Origin of the sequence: Acidovorax sp. NPDC077693 (assembly GCF_044542805.1) — a bacterium.
Taxonomy (GTDB): Bacteria; Pseudomonadota; Gammaproteobacteria; order Burkholderiales; family Burkholderiaceae_C; genus Acidovorax.
The window spans coordinates 66578-87943 of the sequence record NZ_JBITVD010000023.1 but is presented as its reverse complement, the minus strand read 5'-3'; the positions used below and the strand labels follow the sequence as shown (position 1 = coordinate 87943).

The following is a 21366-nucleotide window of genomic DNA, read 5'->3' as shown; positions in this document are numbered from 1 at the left end:
GGCGCTGCCGCTGCGTATCTGCCCTGGGCCCCTTGACGGCGCCGCGCGCCCGATGCACCCTGCCCACTCCATCACAGCTTTCTTCGCACCATGAACGCGTTCATGCCCTCCAGCTACAACCTGTTCGTGGTGGCCGCCTCCTTTGCCATTGCCATGCTGGCGTCGTACGTGACGCTGGACCTGGCGCGCCGTGTGCGCACGGCACAGCGCCGCGTGGGGCTGGCCTGGTGGGCCGCAGGCTCCATCGTCATGGGCACGGGCATCTGGGCCATGCACTTTTTGGGCATGCAGGCGTTTCGGCTGCCCATCGAGATCGGCTTTGCCGGCGGCCCCACCCTGCTGTCGTGGCTGGCCGCCGTGGCCGCGTCGGCCATGGCCCTGCAACTGGCCAGCCGCGAAAACTTTGGCCGTGTTCAACTGGCCATGGGTGCGCTGGTGATGGGCGCGGGCATCAGCGGCATGCACTACATCGGCATGGCGGCGATGGAGATGGCGCCGGGCATCGTGTGGGACCCGCTGCTGGTGGCGTTGTCGGTGCTGATCGCGGTGCTGGCATCGGCCACGGCCTTGCTGATCTTCAAGCTGCTGCGCCGCGTGCAGCCCGGGCAGCGCCTGGCGTACCAGATGGCCGCATCGTTCGTGATGGCGGTGGCCATCTGCGGCATGCACTACACCGGCATGGCGGCGGCCAACTTTGCCAAGGGTGCGGTGTGCCTGAGCGCGGGCCAGCTCGGCGGCCCGGGTCTTACGGCCATGGTGCTCATGGCCACGGGCATGCTGTTGGTGAGCACGCTGTTCACCTCCATCCTGGACGCGCGCCTGCAGGCCACGGCCGAGCGCCTGACGAAGTCGCTGACCGACAGCAACACCCGCCTGCAGGCCGCCAATGACGAGCTGCAAAAACGCGCTTTCGCCGATGCGCTGACCGGCCTGCCCAACCGGCTGCTGTTCGAGGACCGCTTGATCCACGCGCTGCTGCGGCTGGACCGCACCAACCACCACCGTGTGGAAGACCGCCTGGCGGTGCTGTTCGTGGACCTGGACGGCTTCAAGCCCATCAACGACTCGTTCGGCCACGCGGCGGGCGACGTGATCCTGCGCAGCGCGGCCGAGCGGCTGCAGCGCCAGGCGCGCGAGTCCGACACGGTGGCCCGCGTGGGCGGCGACGAATTTTTGATCCTGCTCGAAGACGTGACCGACGTGGCCGCCTGCGTGACCATGGCCAACCGGGTGCTCGCGGCCCTGTCGGAGCCGTTCGAGGTCTCGGGCAAGAAGGTGCAGATCGCGTGCTCCATCGGCATCGTGGTGCATCCCGACCATGGCGAGCGCGGCAAGCTGGTCGCCAATGCCGACGCGGCCATGTATGCGGCCAAGCGCGCCGGCGGCGGCTGTTATGCGCTGTTCGAGCCCCACATGGGATCGGACGCGTCTGAACAGCTGGAGCTGCAGAACGACCTGCGCCAGGCCATCGACCGCGGCCAGCTGGCCCTGCACTACCAGCCCAAGATCGACGGCACGCGCGGCCAGATCAGCGGGGTGGAGGCCCTGCTGCGCTGGAACCACCCCAAACACGGCATGGTCAGCCCGCTGGTCTTCATCGCGCTGGCCGAACGCTTCGGGCTGATCGGGCGGCTGGGCAACTGGGTGATCAACGAAGCCTGCCGCCAGACCGCAGAGTGGGCCGACAGCGGCCTGCGCATGCGCGTGGCCATCAACCTGTCGGTGCACCAGCTGCGCGAGGCCGGGCTGGCCGAGCGCATCGAGCAGGCGCTGCTGCGCCACGGGCTCGACGCCTCGCAGCTGCTGTGCGAGATCACCGAATCGGTGGCCATGGAGGACATCAAGGCCACGCAGCGCACCTTCGAGGGGCTGGCGCGCATCGGCGTGTTCCTGTCCATCGACGACTTCGGCACCGGGTATTCGAGCCTGAACTACCTGCGCCAGTTGCCGGCGCAGCAGCTCAAGATCGACCGCAGCTTCGTGAACGACCTGGAAAGCAGCGAAGACGCCCGCGCCGTGGTGGCGGCGGTGGTGAGCCTGGCGCATGCCCTGGGCTTGCGCGTGGTGGCCGAGGGCGTGGAGACCAGCGGCCAGCGCGACATTCTGCTGGGCATGGGCTGCGATGAACTGCAGGGCTTCTTCTACGCCCGCCCCATGCCGGCCGACACCCTGCTGGCCTGGTCGCAAGGCGACAAGCCTGCCGGCGGTGCGGACTTCACGCCATCCGTCATCGGGTCGCTGCCGGACCTGTAACCCGCCCTGCCCCGGGTCTGGCGGAGGCTCCGGCGAAGATGGACGACGCCCATGTCAGCGGCGCCTGACATGGCGCGGCGCGTGGCAGACCGACGATGAACTGATGGCGGTTTTCCCGCCCCGCAGCGCGCCCTACCCGGGCCCGCGGCGCATCACCCATCCATCGGAGCACACCATGGCCACCAGCAGCCTTCTCGGCATCGACAGCGACAACCTTCCGCCCGCGCACAGCGCGACCGGCATCGACAGCCTGGGGCCCAGCGATGCGTCCGATTCGGGCAGCGACAGCGCAGGCGCCTACAGCGCCGACTCCGACAGCGACACCGACCGATTCGGCACCGGTGAGCGCAGCAGCGTGAACCCCGACACCGAAGCCACGGCCCGCGACATCCTGCCCGACCATGTGGAATCCATGGCCACCGGCGGCCCCGGTGAAGACGACGCCGATCCCGATGACGGCATGGTCGGCGACGACGAGGGCCAGGACGTGGACACCGAGCGCGGCGGCCGCGAGGCCCAGGCCCCCTTGAGCGCGGACGACCTGCCCGGCGGCAACGACACCGATGACGCGGTCGAGGCCGACGAGGACGACGCCAACGGCACCGCCTGAAGCCCCGCCCGGCGCGGTGGCAAGGGCCACCGGCGACCACCGTGGGATCTCACCAAAGGCCGAACGCAGGCGGCGGCCTTTGGCATCGCGCAGGGCGCCTGCGGTGGGGTCTGTCAAAATACGGTCCGCCTGCCTTCGGCAGTGCGGTCTGCGGCCCAGCGCTGGTTGCCGGACGGCGCTTGCGGGGGGTGGGAGAGGGGTGCGTCAGCGCCCTCCATAAAAGACTCCCCACGAACCGCCATGACCACCTCCATCCGCCAGGACGATCTCATCGAATCCGTAGCTGCCGCGCTGCAGTACATCAGCTACTACCATCCCACCGACTACATCGCCCACCTGGCCCGCGCCTACGAGCGCGAGCAAAGCCCCGCGGCCAAGGACGCGATCGCGCAGATCCTCACCAACAGCAAGATGAGCGCCACCGGCCAGCGCCCCATCTGCCAGGACACCGGCATCGTCAACGTGTTCCTGAAGGTGGGCATGGACGTGCGCTGGGAAGGCTTCACGGGCAGCCTGGACGACGCCATCAACGAAGGCGTGCGCCGCGGCTACAACCACCCCGACAACACCCTGCGCGCCAGCGTGGTGGCCGACCCGCAGTTCGACCGCAAGAACACCAAGGACAACACGCCCGCAGTGATCTTCACCGAGATCGTGCCCGGCAACACCGTGGAAATCACCGTGGCGGCCAAGGGCGGCGGCTCGGAGAACAAATCCAAGATGTACATGCTCAACCCCAGCGACAGCGTGGTGGACTGGGTGCTCAAGACCGTGCCCACCATGGGCGCCGGCTGGTGCCCGCCCGGCATGCTCGGCATCGGCATCGGCGGCACGGCGGAAAAGGCCGTGCTGATGGCCAAGGAAAGCCTGATGGACGACCTGGACATGTACGAGCTGCAAGCCAAGGCCGAAGCCGCCAAGACCGGCGGCCCCGCGCTCGACAAGGTCGAGGCGCTGCGCCTGGAGCTGTTCGAGAAAGTCAACGCGCTGGGCATTGGCGCACAGGGCCTGGGCGGCCTGACCACCGTGCTGGACGTCAAGATCAAGATGTACCCCACGCATGCGGCCAGCAAGCCCATCGCGATGATCCCCAACTGCGCCGCCACGCGCCACGCGCACTTCGTGCTGGACGGCTCCGGCCCCGTGTACCTCACGCCCCCCAGCCTGGACCTGTGGCCCAACGTGAACTGGGCGCCCGACTACAACAAGAGCAAGAAGGTCAACCTCGACACGCTGACCAAGGAAGAAGTGGCCGGCTGGAAGCCCGGCGACACGCTGCTGCTCAGCGGCAAGATGCTGACCGGCCGCGACGCCGCGCACAAGCGCATCCAGGACATGCTGGCCAAGGGCGAGAAGCTGCCCGTGGACTTCACCAACCGCGTCATCTACTACGTGGGCCCCGTGGACCCGGTGAAGGACGAGGCCGTGGGCCCGGCCGGCCCCACCACCGCCACGCGCATGGACAAGTTCACCGACATGATGCTGGAGCAGACCGGGCTGATCGCCATGATCGGCAAGGCCGAGCGCGGCCCGGTCGCCATCGAGTCCATCAAGAACCACCAGAGCGCCTACCTCATGGCCGTGGGCGGCGCCGCCTACCTGGTCAGCAAGGCCATCAAGACCGCCAAGGTCGTGGGCTTCGAGGACCTGGGCATGGAAGCCATCTACGAGTTCGACGTGGTGGACATGCCCGTGACCGTGGCGGTGGACTCCGGCGGCACCAGCGCACACATCACCGGCCCGGCCGAGTGGCAAAAGCGCATCGCATCCGGCGAGTTCAAGGGCATCGGGGTCGCCGCCGCCTGACGCCTGACGCCTGGCGCGTGACGCTTGGCGCTTGGCGCTTGGCGTCGCTGTATTGCAGCGAGCCACCACCTTGCGCAGCCCGCACGCAGCGCGCAGACCAAAAGACCGCCTTCGGGCGGTCTTTCTACTTGTGGCCGCTCCAGGCCGCCGTGCCGGCACGGGGCCGGTGCCAACCTTCTGCGCTGCCCCGTGGGCCCCGCCGGTCAATCCATGCTGCCGTGCTCGCCGGGCCTGTCTTTTCTACAATCGTGCGTTATGTCCCCCCTTTGCACCATGCCATGCCGCTGACCTCTTCTCCCATCGGTGTGTTCGACAGTGGCGTGGGCGGGCTGAGCGTGCTGCGCGCCCTGCGGGCTGCCCTGCCCCATGAAAGCTTCGTGTACCTGGCGGACAGCGCCAATGCCCCGTACGGCGAGCGCGGCGATGCCTACGTCAGCGCACGCACGCACGCCATCACCCGGTACCTGCGCGAGCAGCACCACATCAAGGCGCTGGTGGTGGCCTGCAACACCGCCACGGCGGCTGCCATTCATGAAGTGCGCAGCAGCTACCCCGACCTGCCCCTGGTGGGGCTGGAGCCGGCCATCAAACCCGCGCTGGCTGTGACCCAGACCGGCCGCATAGGCGTCATCGGCACCCGGGGCACGCTGACCAGCAGCAAGTTCGGCAAGCTGCTGGCATCGCTGGACGGGCAAGCCCAGTTCGTGGTGCAGCCGTGCGACGGCCTGGCCCATGCCATCGAGCGGGGCGTGGACCTGCTCGAGCCCGCCCCGGGCAGCGCAGTCGGTGCCACCGAGACCGGCGCCCTGTGCGAACGGTACATCCACGCGATGGGCGCGTTCGGCACCGCGCCGGGGCAGATCGACACCTTGGTGCTGGGCTGCACGCACTACATCTTCGTGGCGCACGAGTTGCGCACGCTGGTGGGGCCTGGCGTGCAGTTCATCGAAACCGGCGAACCCGTGGCACGGCAGACCCGGCGGCTGCTGGAGGCCGCGGGCCTGCTGCGTGCGCCGGTGCAGGCCTTGGCGGGTGCGGGGGCCTCCGGCACCGAAGACGACGCGCAGGACGCACCCGAAACACGCCTGCTGACCACCGGGCCCGTGGCCATGCTGCAGGCCGGCGCGCGCCGCTGGCTGGGGCTGCCTGCGGATTGCTGCGAGACGGTGTCGGTGCCCTGAGCCTGAGCGCCCGGCCAGGGTCCGCACAGCGACCGGACTCCAAGGCTTTTTCAGCACCTACCGCTCGATGGACGGACGCAAGCAGCTATTAAATTTATAGCAATACGTAGGGCGTCGCTTTGATGTGATGCCCGTCGCTCACGCAGCAGGCTCCGCCGCGCCCCACAGCCGCTCCCCCGACTGCTCCACGTGCGTGAGGTACAGCCGCAGGTCGAACTCGTACTGGTGGTAGTTCGGCTCCATGTGCGCGCACAGCTGGTAGAAGGCCTTGCCGTGGTCCTTTTCGCGCAGGTGGGCCAACTCGTGCACCACGATCATGCGCAGGAACTCGTCCGGCGCCTGCTTGAACATCGCCGCGATGCGGATCTCGTGCTTGGCCGCGAGCTTGTTGCCCTGCACGCGGGACACCGCCGTGTGCAGGCCCAGGGCGTGGCGCACCACATGGATCTTGTTGTCGAACAGCACCTTGTTGATGGTGCCCGCGTTGCGCAGATAGCGCGCCTTGAGCTCCTGGGTGTAGTCGTACAGGCCCTTGTCGCTGCGCACCGCATGGGGCCGCGGGTACTTGCCCAGCAGCACGGCGCCCAGCCGGCCCTGCACCAGCAGCGACCGTGCCTGCTCCTGCAGGGATTCGGGGTAGGCGCGCAGGTAGGGAAGATCAGTGGTCATCGTAAAAAAACCTCGGGCTGTGCAGGGGCGATCAGGGGCCATCAAGGGCCATCAGGCGCCATCGCCAGAGCGGCCCGGGGACTCCGACGATTCATCGCCAGGCCGCTGCACGGCCCCACAAAGCACAATGGCGCTGCCTGTCGCAACGCCATCGTTGGGCGGCCCGCGCTGTCGTGCGACGGGTCAGCGCAGCGCAGCTCAGCTCAGTGCAGATGCCGCGGACGGCGGCCACCGCCGCCGTGGCCGCTGCCGCCCGCGCCGCCACTGCCGGGGCCACGCGGTGGCTTGCCGATCTCCAGCGAATTCACGAGCGCATCGAAACGCTGGCTGAAGAGCTTGTCGATCTCGGCCACCACGCCGCCGAGCTCGGCGCCATCGAAATGGCGCTCCATCATGTTCACCACGTCCTGCACCAGCAGGTCTCGCTGCACCTGCATGATGGCGGCGGGCGTGGGGCCCACGAACAGCATCACGAAGTCGTCGCGCGACTCGGCGCCCTCGCCCTCTTCTTCCTCGTCGAAGTCGGCGTCGTAGAACGTGACCTCGATGGCCGCGCCCAGCTCGGCCAGCTCGTTGAGCGACATGCACATCTCGTCCAGCGACTGGCGAAAGTCCTCGTCACCGCGCACCGTCCAGCAGATCTGCAGCAGATGCTCCTGCGCGTCGAACTTGATGCCAGGCTCTTCCTCGTAAGCGCTGGCGGCACCATCGGCCAGCGAGCGGGCTCCGGCGTACTTCCACAGGGGCTTGAGCGCCTCCTGCAGCTGCTCGAAACTGGTATCGGCCCGCAACTGGACCTGCCCGTGGACATGGATTTCGAAGGGAGCGTTGTAACTTGACATGGGTTTAGCCTAGAAACGGCAGTGGGGTGCGCGAGCCGGTACGGCTGTCGGAATGCAGGCGAGGCACAGGCACCACGGCGCGGCGGACGGCGCCGCGCGAAGAGGCGCAACACCGCTGCAGGGCGCCATGTGCTTCACGGAGGAAGGCGATCGACACAGGCGAAATGGGCAGCCATGCGGCCTGTGGGAGGTGAGCAAGCAAGCGGTCCATTGCCATTTTCAGGTTCATCGTCGTGGTGCCCCGAGCCGGGGTCGAACCGGCACGCCCCTTTTCAGGAAAGCGGCGGATTTTAAGTCCGCAGTGTCTACCAATTTCACCATCGGGGCGCCGGTTGCCCAACGCACACCTGCGTTGCAGCGTAACCCGGGCGACGCATGCGCGCAATGCCCTGTTTCTTGGAGTTGCAGGTCTGTAGCAACATGCCAGGACCTGCACCGACCAAGAAAAAAGGGAAGCCGAAGCTTCCCTTTGGAATATGGAGCGGGAAAAGAGTCTCGAACTCTCGACCTCAACCTTGGCAAGGTTGCGCTCTACCAACTGAGCTATTCCCGCATTTGCTGTGATTCTTGACGCTTCCGTCAGTGCGAATCAGCAAGCCTCAAATTATATCGCCATTTTTCAGCACTGCAAATCTGCCTGCCAAAAAATTTTCCAATCTCTTTCTCCGACCAGCTCCTGCCTGAGGCAAGGGCCAGATCCGACCCGCACAGCGAACGCTGCAGAGCCCGGAATATCTGGAGGCGCGGTCCGGAGTCGAACCGGACTAACCGGATTTGCAATCCGGGGCATAACCGCTTTGCTACCGCGCCAGGAATTCGCATTCCTCTGACAAAAAAGGGAAGCAGATGCTTCCCTTTTTGTGGAAATTGGAGCGGGAAAAGAGTCTCGAACTCTCGACCTCAACCTTGGCAAGGTTGCGCTCTACCAACTGAGCTATTCCCGCATTTACCGAAGCCTAACATTCTACAACGTTTGCTGCGATGGAGTGAATTGTAGCGCATTTTTTGGGGCTCTCCAAAAAATTTGCATCAATGTTTGAGTCCATCGCCTGCAGGTGCCGGAGCACGGGCTTTTTCGGCCGCTGCGGCGGCCACTTCGGCCACCTCTTCGTCCGTCAGCGGCTCGGGCTTGCGCTCCAGGGCCACTTCCAGCACCTTGTCGATCCAGCGCACCGGCACGATCTCGAGACCGCTCTTCACGTTGTCTGGAATCTCCTGGAGATCCTTCACGTTCTCTTCGGGGATCAGCACGGTCTTGATACCGCCGCGCAGCGCGGCCAGCAGCTTTTCCTTGAGGCCACCGATCGCGGTCACTTCACCGCGCAGCGTGATCTCGCCGGTCATCGCCACATCGCCACGTACCGGGATGCCGGTCAGCGCAGACACGAACGCCGTGGTCATGGCAGCGCCGGCACTTGGGCCGTCCTTGGGCGTGGCTCCGTCGGGCACGTGGATGTGGATGTCGCGCTTCTCGAAAATGTCGTCCTTGATGCCGAGCAGCCGGGACCGGCTGCGCACCACGGTGCGGGCGGCCTCCACCGATTCCTTCATCACATCGCCCAGCGAGCCGGTGCGGGTGATCACGCCCTTGCCGGGCATGGTGGCGGCTTCGATGGTCAGCAGATCGCCGCCCACCTCGGTCCACGCCAGGCCCACGACCTGGCCCACCTGGTTTTGCAGCTCGGCGCGGCCGTAGGTGTACTTGCGCACACCCAGGAAGTCGGGCAGGTTGTCGGCCGTCACCACCACCTGGGGCGTGAGCTTCTTGAGCTGCAGGCCCTTGACGACCTTGCGGCAGATCTTGGACAGCTCGCGTTCCAGCGACCGCACGCCCGCTTCGCGGGTGTAGTAGCGCACCATGTCGCGCACGGCAGGCTCGGTGATCAGCAGCTCTTCGTCCTTCACGCCATTGTTCTTGAGCTGCTTGGGCAGCAGGTACTTCATGGCGATGTTGGTCTTCTCGTCCTCGGTGTAACCCGACAGGCGGATCACTTCCATGCGGTCGAGCAGGGCCGGCGGAATGTTCATCGAGTTTGACGTGGCGACGAACATCACATCAGACAGGTCGAAGTCCACCTCGACGTAGTGGTCGCCGAAGGTGTGGTTCTGCTCGGGGTCCAGCACCTCCAGCAGCGCACTCGATGGGTCGCCCCGGAAGTCCGTGCCCAGCTTGTCGATCTCGTCCAGCAGGAACAGCGGATTGCGCGTGCCCACCTTCGACAGGCTCTGCAGCACCTTGCCCGGCAAGGCGCCGATGTAGGTGCGGCGGTGCCCGCGGATCTCGGCCTCGTCACGCATGCCGCCCAGGGCCATGCGCACATACTTGCGGCCGGTGGCCTTGGCGATCGACTGGCCCAGCGAGGTCTTGCCCACGCCAGGAGGGCCCACCAGGCACAGGATGGGCGCCTTCACCTTGTCCACGCGCTGCTGCACTGCAAGGTACTCAAGGATGCGGTCCTTGACCTTGTCGAGGCCGTAGTGGTCTTCGTTCAGCACGTCCTCGGCGTTGAGCAGGTCGTGCTTGATCTTGGTCTTCTTGCTCCAGGGCAGGCCCGTGAGTACGTCGATGTAGTTGCGCACCACCGTGGCTTCGGCCGACATGGGCGACATGAGCTTGAGCTTCTTGAGCTCCGCATCGGCCTTCTTGCGCGCCTCTGCAGACATCTTGGCGAGCTTGATCTTCTTCTCGATCTCCTCGATGTCGGCGCCTTCGTCGCCCTCGCCCAGTTCCTTCTGGATGGCCTTGACCTGCTCGTTCAGGTAGAAGTCGCGCTGGTTCTTCTCCATCTGGCGCTTCACGCGGCCGCGGATCTTCTTGTCGACATTGAGGATGTCGACTTCGCGGTCCAGTTGCTCGAACAGGTTTTCCAGGCGCGCCTTCACGTCGGCCAGATCCAGCACCACCTGCTTGTTCTCGAGCTTGAGCGGCAGATGGGCGGCAATCGTGTCGGCCAGGCGGCCCGGGTCGTCGATGCTGGAGATGGAGGTGAGGATCTCGGGCGGGATCTTCTTGTTCAGTTTGACGTACTGGTCGAACTGCTGCATCACCGCGCGGCGCAGGGCCTCGATCTCGCTGGGCTTGTTGGCGTCGGGAGTGGCCTCGACCGGCGTCACCGTGGCGGTGAAGTGGGTCTCGCCGTCCTCGATGGATGTGACCACCGCGCGCTGCTGGCCTTCGACCAGCACCTTGACGGTGCCGTCGGGCAGCTTGAGCATCTGCAGGATGGTGGAGACGCAGCCCACATCGAACATGTCCGAGACGGAAGGCTCGTCCTTGGCGGCGGCCTTCTGGGCCACCAGCATGATGCGGCGGTCGGCCTCCATGGCCATCTCAAGCGCCTTGATGCTCTTGGGGCGGCCCACGAACAGCGGGATCACCATGTGGGGGAACACGACCACGTCACGCAGCGGCAGCAGCGGCAGGTCGAGTGGGGTGGCAGGCAGGGGGGTATGTCCGGACATGGAAATCCTCAGTTAACTCAGTGGAATATGGTCCACCAGTGGGGATTTTCAACCCCTTCTTCCGGCCGTACCGCAAGAAGGGTTGAAGGGCAGCACCAGCGGCCACCCCGTGCAGTGCATGCCTTCGATGGCGTGCACCGCGGAGACGTCAGACATGAAGGACGCCGCGCGTCATTCATCACAGCGCGTGAGCCTGGCGCGAAGCAGGCCATTGGCCGCCGCGCCAGGGCTGCCCCGCCGCGTTGGCGGGGTTCCCTGGAGGGGAACGCCGCTGCGCGACTCAGGGCGGGCGCCATGTCTTTCAGGCCTTCTTGGCCGCCTCGCGGTACACGAGCAGCGGCGGCTTGTTTTCTTCGATGGTGGACTCGTCCACCACCACCTTCTCGACGTTGCTCGTATTGGGCAGGTCGAACATCGTGCCGATCAGCGACTGCTCCAGGATCGAGCGCAGACCACGGGCACCGGTCTTGCGGGCCAGTGCCTTGCGGGCGATGGCCTTGAGCGCCGCAGGACGGATCTCCAGGTCCACGCCTTCCATGGACAAGAGCTTGCTGTACTGCTTGACCAGCGCGTTCTTGGGCTCGGTCAGGATCTCGACCAGCGCGTCCTCGCTGAGCTCGGCCAGTGCCGTCACCACGGGCATGCGGCCCACCAATTCGGGGATCAGGCCGAACTTGATCAAGTCCTCGGGCTCTATCTCGGTGAACACTTCGGTCAGCGAGCGCTGCTTCTTGCTCTTGACCGATGCGCCAAAGCCGATGCCCGATGCCTCGGTGCGGTTCTCGATGACCTTCTCCAGGCCCGCGAAAGCGCCGCCGCAAATGAACAGGATGTTGGTCGTGTCGATCTGCAGGAAGTCCTGGTTCGGGTGCTTGCGCCCGCCCTGGGGCGGCACGCTGGCCATGGTGCCTTCGATGAGCTTGAGCAGCGCCTGCTGCACGCCCTCGCCCGACACGTCGCGGGTGATGCTGGGGTTGTCCGACTTGCGCGAGATCTTGTCGATTTCGTCGATGTAGACGATGCCGCGCTGCGCGCGCTCGACTTCGTAGTTGCAGCTTTGCAGCAGCTTCTGGACGATGTTCTCCACGTCCTCGCCCACATAGCCGGCTTCGGTCAGCGTGGTGGCGTCGGCCATCACGAAAGGCACGTCCAGCATGCGCGCCAGCGTCTGGGCCAGCAGCGTCTTACCCGAGCCCGTGGGCCCGATCAGCAGGATGTTGCTCTTGGACAGTTCGACATCGTCCTTGTGGGCCTTGTCCTTGTGGCGCAGGCGCTTGTAGTGGTTGTACACCGCCACTGCCAGCGTGCGCTTGGCGACGTCCTGGCCGATCACGTAGTTGTCCAGGTTGGTCTTGATCTCCACCGGCGTGGGCAGATCGCTGCGGCCTTCACGCGCCACGTCACCGGCCGGCAGCTCATCGCGAATGATTTCGTTGCACAGGTCAATGCACTCGTCGCAGATAAAGACGGACGGACCGGCGATCAGCTTCTTCACTTCATGCTGGCTTTTGCCGCAGAAAGAGCAGTAGAGGGTTTTTTCGCTGGAAGAGCCTTTTTTCTCGGCCATGGGGGCAATGCCTTGTTACGTACGGAAAGTTGTCGGGATGATAACCAAATAAAAAACGGCGTCTTCCCCGGGGGAAAACGCCGCCGCGCCGCCTGGGCGAATCAGGAACGCTTGTTGATCACCTGGTCGACCAGGCCGTATTCCTTGGACTCCTCGGCCGACAGGAAGTAGTCGCGCTCGGTGTCGCGCTGGATCTTTTCCAGCGGCTGGCCGGTGCGCTCGGCCAGGATCTTGTTGAGCTGCTCGCGGGTCTTCAGGATCTCGCGCGCATGGATCTCGATCTCGGTCGCCTGGCCCTGCATGCCGCCCAGGGGCTGGTGGATCATGACCTTGGAGTTGGGCAGCGCGAAACGCTTGCCCTTGGCGCCTGCGGCCAGCAGGAACGCGCCCATGCTGGCGGCCATGCCGGTGCACAGCGTCGACACGTCGGGCTTGATGAAGTTCATGGTGTCGTAGATCGCCATGCCCGCGCTCACCGAGCCACCGGGGGAGTTGATGTAGAACGACACGTCCTTGTCGGGGTTCTCGCTTTCGAGGAACAGCAGCTGCGCCACGACGAGGTTGGCGGTCTGGTCATTGACCGGGCCCACCAGGAAGATCACGCGCTCCTTGAGCAGGCGCGAGTAGATGTCGTAGGACCGTTCGCCACGGCCCGACTGCTCGATGACCATCGGGACCATGCCCAGGCCTTGTAATTCCAATGCGCTCATTTTTTCTCCAGTCAAGCAGGTACTGTACCCAGAAATGAATTGGGGCTTGTGCCCGAAAGCACAAGCCCCTGGTGTGTCGCCCACCACCGGAAACTCCGACAAGGAGACACCGGCGGGGTGTGGCACAGGCTATCAGCCTTGTTGAGCCATCAGTTCGTCGAAGGATACGGCCTTTTCCACCACCTTGGCCTTGCCCAGCACGAAATCGGTCACGTTGTTTTCGATGACAACGGCTTCGACTTCAGCCAGGCGCTGACGGTCGCCGAAGTACCAGCGCACGACGTCTTCGGGCTTCTCGTAGCTGGCAGCCAGCTCGTCGATGTGGGCCTTGAGCTGCTCGGGCTTGGCCTGCAGGTTGTTGGCGCGCACCAGTTCGGCCACCACCAGGCCCAGGCGCACGCGGCGCTCGGCTTGGGGACGGAACACGTCTTCAGGGATCTCGGCCTTGTCGGCGTCCTTGATGCCGCGCTGCTTGAGCTCGGCACGGGCGCCTTCCAGCAGGCGGGCGATTTCAGCCTGCACGCTGGCGTTGGGCAGATCGAGTTCGGCCTTGCCGACCAGGGCGTCCATCACGGCCTGCTTGTTGCGGGCCAGCAGGCGGAACTTGACTTCGCGCTCCAGGTTCTTCTTGATGTCGGCGCGCAGGCCGTCCACTGAACCGTCGGCGATGCCCAGCGACTTGGCCAGGGCATCGTTCACTTCGGGCAGGTGGGCGGCTTCGATCTTCTTGACGGTCACGAGGAAGTCGGCGGTCTTGCCGGCGACGTCCTTGCCGTGGTACTCAGCGGGGAAGGCCAGGGGAAAGGTCTTGCTTTCGCCCGACTTCATGCCACGCACTGCGTCTTCGAATTCCTTGAGCATCTGGCCTTCGCCGACCAGGAACTGGAAGTCTTCTGCCTTGCCGCCGTCGAAGGGTTCGCCGTCGATCTTGCCTTCGAAGTCCACGGTCACGCGGTCGCCGTCTTGCGCAGCGGCGTCGATGGCGCGCTGGGCGAAGCTGCGGCGCTGCTTGCGCAGGATGTCGATGGTCTTGTCGATGGCGGCATCGGTCACTTCGGCCGACAGCTTTTCGACTTCGGCGTCCGACAGGTCGGCGATCTGGACTTCAGGGAACACTTCGAAGATGGCATCGAACGTGACCTGGCCTTCGGGAGCGCCTTCCTTTTCGGTGATGCGGGGCTGGCCGGCCACGCGCAGGTTGGCTTCGTTGGCAGCCACGGCAAAGGCTTCACCGACCTTGTCGTTGAGCACTTCGTACTGCACCGAGTAGCCGTAGCGCTGGGCCACCACATTCATGGGCACTTTGCCGGGACGAAAGCCATCCATCTTGACCGTGCGGGCCAGGCGCTTGAGGCGCGTGTCGACTTCGGACTGGATCAGGGTGACGGGCACGCTCAGCGTAATCTTGCGCTCGAGCTTCTCAAGGGTTTCAACAGTAACGGCCATGGCTATTCCTCTTATGGATGTGGATCGTGCTGGCTGCAGCGCAGCAGCGCCGTGTTCCGCAAAGTCTCACAGGGGTGGTGCGCGGGGGGGGACTCGAACCCCCACAGTATTGCTACCGTCAGGACCTAAACCTGGTGCGTCTACCAATTTCGCCACCCGCGCGGTTCTACAACAAACAAACAGGCGGCAACCGGAGCTGCCGCCTGTGTGAAATCGGTCAACCTTCTATTTTACCCTGATGCGGGCAGGCTGGGAATCATCTCCCTCCAAGAAGCTCCGGCGCGGGTCGTTTCACACGGAACCACGCAGCGTACATCGCAGGCAGCGCGAGCAGGGTGAGCACGGTGGCCACCACCAGCCCGCCCATGATGGCCACGGCCATCGGGCCCCAGAACACGCTGCGCGACAGCGGGATCATGGCCAGCACCGCGGCGGCCGCCGTCAGCACGATGGGACGCAGGCGGCGCACGGCCGACTCGACGATGGCGTCCCACGCGGGGATGCCCTTGGCGCGGTCCTGCTCGATCTGGTCGATCAGGATCACCGAGTTGCGCTGGATCATGCCCATGAGCGCGATCACGCCCAGCAGCGCCACGAAGCCGAACGGACGGTTGAGCAGCAGCAGTGCGGCCGAGACCCCCGCGATCCCCAGGAACCCGGTGATGTACACCAGGAACGCACGGCTGAAGCTGTGCAGCTGCAGCATCAGCAAGGTGAACACCAGGAACAGCATGACAGGCACTCCCGCCATGATGGAGCTGGTGCCCTTGGAGCTTTCCTCCACCGCGCCGGCCACTTCGATGCGGTAGGCGCCCTGCCCTGCAGCGTGCCATTTGTCCTCGATGGCCTTGAGTGCCGGCTGCAGCGCCGCCGTCACGGTGGCGCCCTGCAGGCCTTCGGTCACGTCGCCCTGCACGGTGATGGCGTAGTCGCGGTTCTCGCGCCACATCACGCCTGGCTCCCAGGTGAACACGGGCTTGGCGATCTGCGTGAGCGGGATCGACTTGCCCGAAGCCGTGGGCAGGTAGGCGTTGGCGATGTCGGTGATCGCGTTGCGCTCGTCCAGCGGCTGGCGCAGCACGATGTCGATCAGCTTGTCGCCCTCGCGGAACTGGCCCACCTGCGTGCCCGACAGGATGGTCTTGGAGGCCTGCGCGATGGACTGGCTCGTCACGCCCAGAGCGCGCGCCTTGGCCTGGTCGACCTCCAGGCGCAGCACCTTCACGGATTCGTTCCAGTTGTCGTTCACGCCACGCATGTCGGCGTTCTGGCGCAGCACGGCCTTGACCTCGTCGGCCCGCTCGCGCAGCACCAGCGGCTCGGGGCCCACCACGCGGAACTGCACGGGGTATGGCACTGGTGGCCCGTTGGGCAGCAGCTTCACGCGGCCGCGCACTTCAGGGAACTCCTCGGCCAGCAGGGCCGGCAGCTTGACGCGCAGCGATTCGCGCAGCGCCAGGTCCTTGGGCAGCACGATGAACTGCGACACGTTGCTTTGCGGGAACACCTGGTCCAGCGGCAGGTAAAAGCGCGGCACGCCCGACCCCACCCAGGTGCTGACCGACGTCACGCCGGGCTCGGCCATCAGGCGCTGCTCCACGCGCTTGGTGACCTCTTCATTGCCCGCGAACGACGTGCCCTCGGGGAACCAGATGTCCACCAGGATCTCGGGCCGGCTCGAATCCGGGAAGAACTGCTGCTGCACCTTGCCCATGCCGACGATGCCCAGCACGAAGATCAAAATGGTGATGCCGATGGTGATCCAGCGGTGCAGTACGCACCAGTTCACCAGCCGGCGGAACGCGCGGTAGAACGGGCTGTCGAACACCTCGTGCGCGCCCTCGGCGGTGCCGTGGTGCTCCTGCGCATGCAGCACGTGCTCGGGCACCTTCAGCAGCAGCGTCCCCAGGTAGGGCACGAAGTACACCGACACGATCCAGCTCAGGACCAGCGCGATCACGGTCACGGCGAAGATGGCGAAGGTGTATTCGCCCGTCGTCGACTTGGCCAGGCCGATGGGCAGAAAGCCCGCGGCGGTGATCAGCGTGCCGGTGAGCATGGGCATGGCGGTGATCTCGTAGGCGAAGGTGGCGGCGCGCACCTTGTCGTAGCCCTCTTCGAGCTTGAGCACCATCATCTCGACCGCGATGATCGCGTCGTCCACCAGCAGGCCCAGCGCGATGATGAGCGAGCCCAGCGAGATCTTGTGCAGGCCGATGCCCCAGTACCACATGGCCAGGAAGGTCACGGCCAGCACCAGCGGAATGGTGATGCCCACCACCATGCCCGGGCGCGGGTCGATGTACCAGCGCTTCCACAGCGGCTGCTTGCCCGGCCGCCGGTGAAAGCCCAGCGCGATGAAGCTCACGGCCAGCACGATGACCACGGCCTCGATCAGCACCTTCACAAACTCATTGACCGACGTGGAGACCGCCGTAGGCTGGTCCTGCACATTGACCAGCTTGACCCCGGCGGGCAGCGACGCGGCGATGCGGTCGGTGGCCGTGTGCAATGCCTTGCCCAGGGCGATGATGTCGCCGCCCTTGGTCATGGAGACACCCAACGCGATCACCTCGCGTCCCTGGTGGCGCACCTTCACGGTGGCCGGGTCCACATAGCCGCGCTTGATCTCGGCGATGTCCGACAGGCGCAGCTGCGCGCCCGAGGGGCCGCGGATCGGCATGGCGGCCAGGTCTTCCACCGCATTGAACTGCCCCTCGACCCGCACCTGCACCTGGTCCTGCGGCGTCTGGATGGCGCCGGCGCTTTCCACGGCGTTCTGCTGGCCCAGCTGCGACAGCACCTGGTTCATGTCCAGGCCCAGCTGCGCCAGGCGCTTTTGCGAGATCTCGATGAAGAGCTTCTCGTCCTGCACGCCGAACTGCTCCACCTTGGCCACGTCGGGCACGCGCAGCAGCTGCTGGCGGGCGTCGTCGGCAAATTGCTTGAGTTCGGCGTAGCTGAAGCCCTCGGACTCCAGCGCGTAGATCACGCCGTACACATCGCCGAAGTCGTCGTTGAAGAACGGGCCCTGGAGCCCCTCCGGCAGGGTGTAGCGCATGTCGCCCACCTTCTTGCGCACGCTGTACCAGACATTGGCCACGTCGCCGGGCTTGGAGGAGTCCTTGATCTGGAAAATGATCTGCGACTCGCCGGGCTTGGAATAGCTGCGGATCTTGTCCGCATACGGCACCTCTTGCAGCGTGCGCTCGATCTTGTCGGTGACCTGCTCGGCCACCTGCTGCGCCGTGGCGCCGGGCCAGTAGGTGCGCACCACCATCGCGCGGAAGGTGAACGGAGGGTCTTCGTCCTGCCCCAGCTGGAAGTAGGCCATGAAGCCCAGCAGCATCAGCACCAGCATCAGGTAGCGCGTGAGCGCGGGGTGGTCGAGCGCCCACTTGGAGAGGTTGAACCCCTCCTTCGGTTGTACTTGCGTCATGGCAGCGGCCCTTACTTGGCGTTCGCGCTGGCGGCGGGCGCCGTGGCGGGAGCCGCGGCCGGGGCCGGCACCGCGGCCGGTGCAGGGGCTGCTACGGTATTGGTAGCTGTTTGCGCTTTACTGGCGGGCGCTGCAGCCGTTTTTGGCTGGTACACCACCACTTTCTGCCCCGGCGACAGCACGTGCACGCCCGTGGCCACCACCTGCATGCCCGGGGTGAGGCCGCCGGCCACCACCGCCTCGTTGCCATCGGCCGTGGCGATCTGCACCGCCTGCGACTTGACGGTGCCGCTGGCGGCGTCGTAGACCCACACCGCCGTGGTCTGGCCCTCCTGGCGCAAGGCGCTGGTGGGCAGCTTGATGGCGGGAATGCCCACATGGCTCAGCGCCTTGGGCTTCACATACACGGTGGAGCCCAGCGGCGGCACGTCGGCGCCGTCGATGGCCACCTTGACCTGGTAGGTGCGGGTGGCAGCGTCGGCGCTGGCGGCCACTTCGCGCACGCGGCCCACCAACTCGGCCCCGGTGGACCAACCGCGCACCGTCACCTCGGAGTCCGGAGCGATCACGCCGACCTTGTCCTCGGGCACCGCAAACACCACATCCCGCGGCCCGTCCTGCGCAATGCGCACCACCGGCGTGCCGGCGGTCACCACCTGGCCCGGCTCGGCGTCGATGCCGGTGATCACGCCCGACACATCGGCCACCAGCGTCGTGTAGGCGGCCTGGTTGCCCTGCGACGACAGTTGCGCGCGCGCCTGGTCCAGCGTGGCCTGCGCGGCCTTGAGGGTGGCATCGCGGCGCTCCAGCTCGGCACCGCTGATGAAGTTCTGGTCCTTGAGCGCCTGGTAGCGCTTGTAGTCGGCGGCGGCCAGGTCGCGCTGCGTGGTGGCCGATGCCAGTTGCGCCCGCGCGGCGTCGGTGGCCAGTTGGTAGTCCTTGGGGTCCAACTGCGCCAGCACCGCGCCCGCGCGCACCCGCTGGCCCAGCTCGGCCTGGCGCTTGACGATCTTGCCCGCCACCCGGAACCCCAGGCGCGACTCCACGCGCGCGCGCACTTCGCCCGAATACTCGAGGCTCGACTGCAGCGCCCCCACACCCACCGTCAACAGCTTGACGGAGCGCACAGGCTCCTCAGGAGGGGCCGGGCGTGAGCAAGCGGCTAGCAAGGCCGCGGTGGCCAGCACCAGCAGCGACCTGCGGGGCCATGGGGAAGACCGCTTGGCGGAGGGAGTGCGCATGGGAGATCCGTTGAAATTGATGAAAGCAGCCAGGAATTGCACGCACAGCGCAAAGCAGACAGCCCGCGCCGAAGGGCGGACGAACGATCCGCTCAGGATGTGTTTTTGTTTAATGACTGACCGGTTAGTAATCTATGAGAACCGCCCCCGTCTTGTCAAGCGACAATTCGGGGTGTGAACGACCGCCCCAGCCCTCCCCCCTCGCCCGCCCAGGCCGCAGCCACGATTGCGGCCTCGCCATCTGCGGCCAACGCTGCCGACGCCGTGGCAGCCCCCGTCACGCACTACGAGAACTTCCCCGTCGCCTCGGTGCTGTGCCCGCCCCACCTGCGCCAGCCGATTGCCGCCATCTACGGTTTTGCCCGCACGGCCGACGACATCGCCGATGAAGGCGACGCCCCCGCCGCCGACCGCCTGGCCGACCTGGCCGCTTTTCACGCAGACCTGATGGCGATTGCACAGGGCCAGCCGGCATCGCCGCGCTGGGCCAGCGTCTTCCTGCCGCTGCAGGCCGTGCTGCGCAGCCACCAGCTGCCAGTGCCGCTGTTGGCCGACCTGCTCAGCGCCTTTGCGCAGGATGTGGAAAAAACGCGCGACGCCGAGGGCTACGCCGACCGTGCAGAGCTGCTGGACTACTGCCGCCGCTCCGCCAACCCGGTGGGCCGGCTGCTGCTGCACCTGTACGGCGTGCACGGCGACGAGGCGCTGCGCGAGAGCGACGCCATCTGCACCGCCCTGCAGCTCATCAACTTCTGGCAGGACCTGTCGGTGGACATCCCCCGGGGCCGCCACTACCTGCCGCGTGCCGACTGCGTCACCCACGGCGCCAGCCAGGCCGACCTGCTGGCACTGCGCAGCACGCCCGAAAACGTGCGGCTCATCGTGAACAGCGCCCGGTGGGCCCGCGCCAGCATGCACAGCGGCGCGCCCCTGGTGCACCGGCTGCCCGGCCGCGCGGGCTGGGAGCTGCGCCTGGTGGTGCAAGGCGGCCTGCGCATCCTCGACAAGGTCGACGCACTGCAGGGCGGCAGCCTGCACACCCGCCCGCGCCTGAATGCGTGGGACTGGTGCGTGATGCTGGCGCGCGCCGTGGTGATGTGATGGGACCGGAGGCGGCGGCTCGGCGCAGGGCCGCGCCCGCAGCCTCAGGCTGCCGACAGCCAGTCGCAGAACGCCACCGACGCCGGGTCCTGCGCGGCGCGGGCGGGCCGCAGCCAGTAGTACTTCTTCTCGCCCGACAGCACGTCGGCGAACGGCATCACCAGCAGCCCGCTGGCCAGCGCGTCGCCCAGGAAACGCGGGTTGCCCAGCGCCACGCCCAGGCCCTGGATGGCCGCCTGCACGCTCAGGTGGGCATGGTCGAACACCAGGTCGCCCGCGGGCTGCAGGCCGGGCGCGCCCGCCTCGCCCAGCCACTGCTGCCACACCAGCGGCGTGGAGCGGCTGTGCAGCAGCGTGAAGCGCGCCAGCCCCTCGGGCGACGCCACGGCCCGGCCGTCCGCCAGCAGCGCGGGGCTGCACACGGGCGTGAGCGCGTCGGGGATGAAGGCGCCCAGGCTCACATCCCGCCACCCGCTACGCTCGGGCAGCGCCGCCAGGTCGGCATCGGCAAAGCAGCGGATCGACACGTCGTACTGCGCCGGCTCGAAATCCATGAACCCCACCGTCGTGACCAGTTGCACATCCAGCCCCGGCATCTGCGCGCAAAAGCCCGCCAGGCGCGGAATGAGCCACTGCGACGCCAGCGTGGCCGTGGCGTTCACCACCAGCGTGTTGCGGCGGGTGAGCCGCTCGATGCCGGCGGTGGACTGCGCCATCAGGTCGAGCGCGCTGGTGATGCCCGGCAGCAGCGCGGCGCCCGGCGTGGTCAGCGCCAGGCGCCGGCCGTCGCGCCCGACCAGCGCCACGCCCAGCCACTCCTCCAGCGCCTTGATCTGGTGGCTGACGGCGCTTTGCGTCACGCTCAACTCGCGCGCCGCGTGGGTCACGCTGAGCAGCCGCCCGGCAGCCTCGAAGGCGCGCAGCATGTTCAGCGGCGGCAAGCGGCGTGCGGCGCTGCCTGCAATCGGGGTGTACGCGGCAGACCCAGCGGCCAGCCGCGCGTCGGTCACATGAGATGAATTCATGATTGACGGAAATA

The 21366-nt window shown here is 66.4% G+C and carries 14 protein-coding genes and 5 tRNA genes; 5 read left to right on the top strand and 14 right to left on the bottom strand.

The window, feature by feature from the left end; translation table 11 throughout:
* The first annotated feature begins 90 nt into the window (after positions 1–90).
* The 4 genes from ACIGHN_RS25540 (at position 91) to murI (ending at position 5850) form a co-directional block, all read left to right on the top strand.
* Positions 91–2253: a putative bifunctional diguanylate cyclase/phosphodiesterase gene (locus ACIGHN_RS25540; protein WP_396506936.1), complete on the top strand. Its 2163-nt coding sequence runs from the start codon at positions 91–93 to the stop codon at positions 2251–2253.
* Positions 2254–2428: 175 nt separating this feature from the next.
* Complete coding sequence (locus ACIGHN_RS25535; protein ID WP_396506934.1) at positions 2429–2863, top strand: hypothetical protein; 435 nt, start codon at positions 2429–2431, stop codon at positions 2861–2863.
* Between the two features lie 240 nt (positions 2864–3103).
* Entirely contained in the window at positions 3104–4669 is a 1566-nt protein-coding gene (locus ACIGHN_RS25530; protein ID WP_396506933.1) for a fumarate hydratase, read from the top strand.
* Between the two features lie 278 nt (positions 4670–4947).
* Complete coding sequence (gene murI / locus ACIGHN_RS25525; protein ID WP_396506931.1) at positions 4948–5850, top strand: glutamate racemase; 903 nt, start codon at positions 4948–4950, stop codon at positions 5848–5850.
* Between the two features lie 138 nt (positions 5851–5988).
* Here the strand turns inward: murI and ACIGHN_RS25520 are convergent, their stop codons facing one another.
* The 13 genes from ACIGHN_RS25520 to ACIGHN_RS25460 form a co-directional block, all read right to left on the bottom strand.
* Positions 5989–6519 carry a M48 family metallopeptidase gene (locus tag ACIGHN_RS25520; protein ID WP_056418669.1) on the bottom strand — a complete coding sequence of 177 codons (531 nt, stop codon included), beginning with the start codon at positions 6517–6519 and terminating at the stop codon, positions 5989–5991.
* A 203-nt stretch (positions 6520–6722) separates the two neighbouring features.
* Positions 6723–7361 carry a DUF6806 family protein gene (locus ACIGHN_RS25515; RefSeq protein WP_056418672.1) on the bottom strand — a complete coding sequence of 213 codons (639 nt, stop codon included), beginning with the start codon at positions 7359–7361 and terminating at the stop codon, positions 6723–6725.
* Between the two features lie 234 nt (positions 7362–7595).
* A tRNA-Leu gene (locus tag ACIGHN_RS25510) sits at positions 7596–7688 on the bottom strand.
* 150 nt (positions 7689–7838) lie between these two features.
* Positions 7839–7914: transfer RNA gene (locus ACIGHN_RS25505), tRNA-Gly, on the bottom strand.
* A gap of 183 nt (positions 7915–8097) precedes the next feature.
* Positions 8098–8171 (bottom strand) — tRNA-Cys (locus ACIGHN_RS25500).
* A 58-nt stretch (positions 8172–8229) separates the two neighbouring features.
* Positions 8230–8305 (bottom strand) — tRNA-Gly (locus tag ACIGHN_RS25495).
* An 85-nt stretch (positions 8306–8390) separates the two neighbouring features.
* The gene (gene lon / locus ACIGHN_RS25490; protein ID WP_056418675.1) at positions 8391–10823 is read right to left on the bottom strand and encodes an endopeptidase La; all 2433 of its coding nucleotides are present in this window, start codon (positions 10821–10823) and stop codon (positions 8391–8393) included.
* A gap of 301 nt (positions 10824–11124) precedes the next feature.
* Positions 11125–12390, bottom strand: coding sequence for an ATP-dependent Clp protease ATP-binding subunit ClpX (clpX, locus tag ACIGHN_RS25485; protein ID WP_056169758.1), 1266 nt, complete (start codon positions 12388–12390; stop codon positions 11125–11127).
* A 101-nt stretch (positions 12391–12491) separates the two neighbouring features.
* Positions 12492–13100 (bottom strand): ATP-dependent Clp endopeptidase proteolytic subunit ClpP, encoded by a 609-nt coding sequence (gene clpP, locus ACIGHN_RS25480; protein ID WP_056169761.1) that lies wholly within the window; start codon positions 13098–13100, stop codon positions 12492–12494.
* 132 nt (positions 13101–13232) lie between these two features.
* Complete coding sequence (tig, locus tag ACIGHN_RS25475) at positions 13233–14546, bottom strand: trigger factor (protein WP_056418677.1); 1314 nt, start codon at positions 14544–14546, stop codon at positions 13233–13235.
* Between the two features lie 75 nt (positions 14547–14621).
* Positions 14622–14708 (bottom strand) — tRNA-Leu (locus tag ACIGHN_RS25470).
* A 94-nt stretch (positions 14709–14802) separates the two neighbouring features.
* Positions 14803–17985, bottom strand: a complete 3183-nt coding sequence (locus ACIGHN_RS25465) for an efflux RND transporter permease subunit (RefSeq protein WP_396506927.1) — start codon at positions 17983–17985, stop codon at positions 14803–14805.
* An 11-nt stretch (positions 17986–17996) separates the two neighbouring features.
* Positions 17997–19226 (bottom strand): efflux RND transporter periplasmic adaptor subunit, encoded by a 1230-nt coding sequence (locus ACIGHN_RS25460; RefSeq protein ID WP_056418681.1) that lies wholly within the window; start codon positions 19224–19226, stop codon positions 17997–17999.
* Positions 19227–19451: 225 nt separating this feature from the next.
* Between ACIGHN_RS25460 and hpnC the strand changes: the two genes are divergently transcribed.
* Positions 19452–20327, top strand: coding sequence for a squalene synthase HpnC (gene hpnC / locus ACIGHN_RS25455; protein WP_396506965.1), 876 nt, complete (start codon positions 19452–19454; stop codon positions 20325–20327).
* A gap of 44 nt (positions 20328–20371) precedes the next feature.
* Here hpnC and ACIGHN_RS25450 read toward each other — a convergent pair whose 3' ends face one another.
* Positions 20372–21352, bottom strand: a complete 981-nt coding sequence (locus ACIGHN_RS25450; RefSeq protein ID WP_396506925.1) for a LysR substrate-binding domain-containing protein — start codon at positions 21350–21352, stop codon at positions 20372–20374.
* Positions 21353–21366 lie beyond the last annotated feature (14 nt).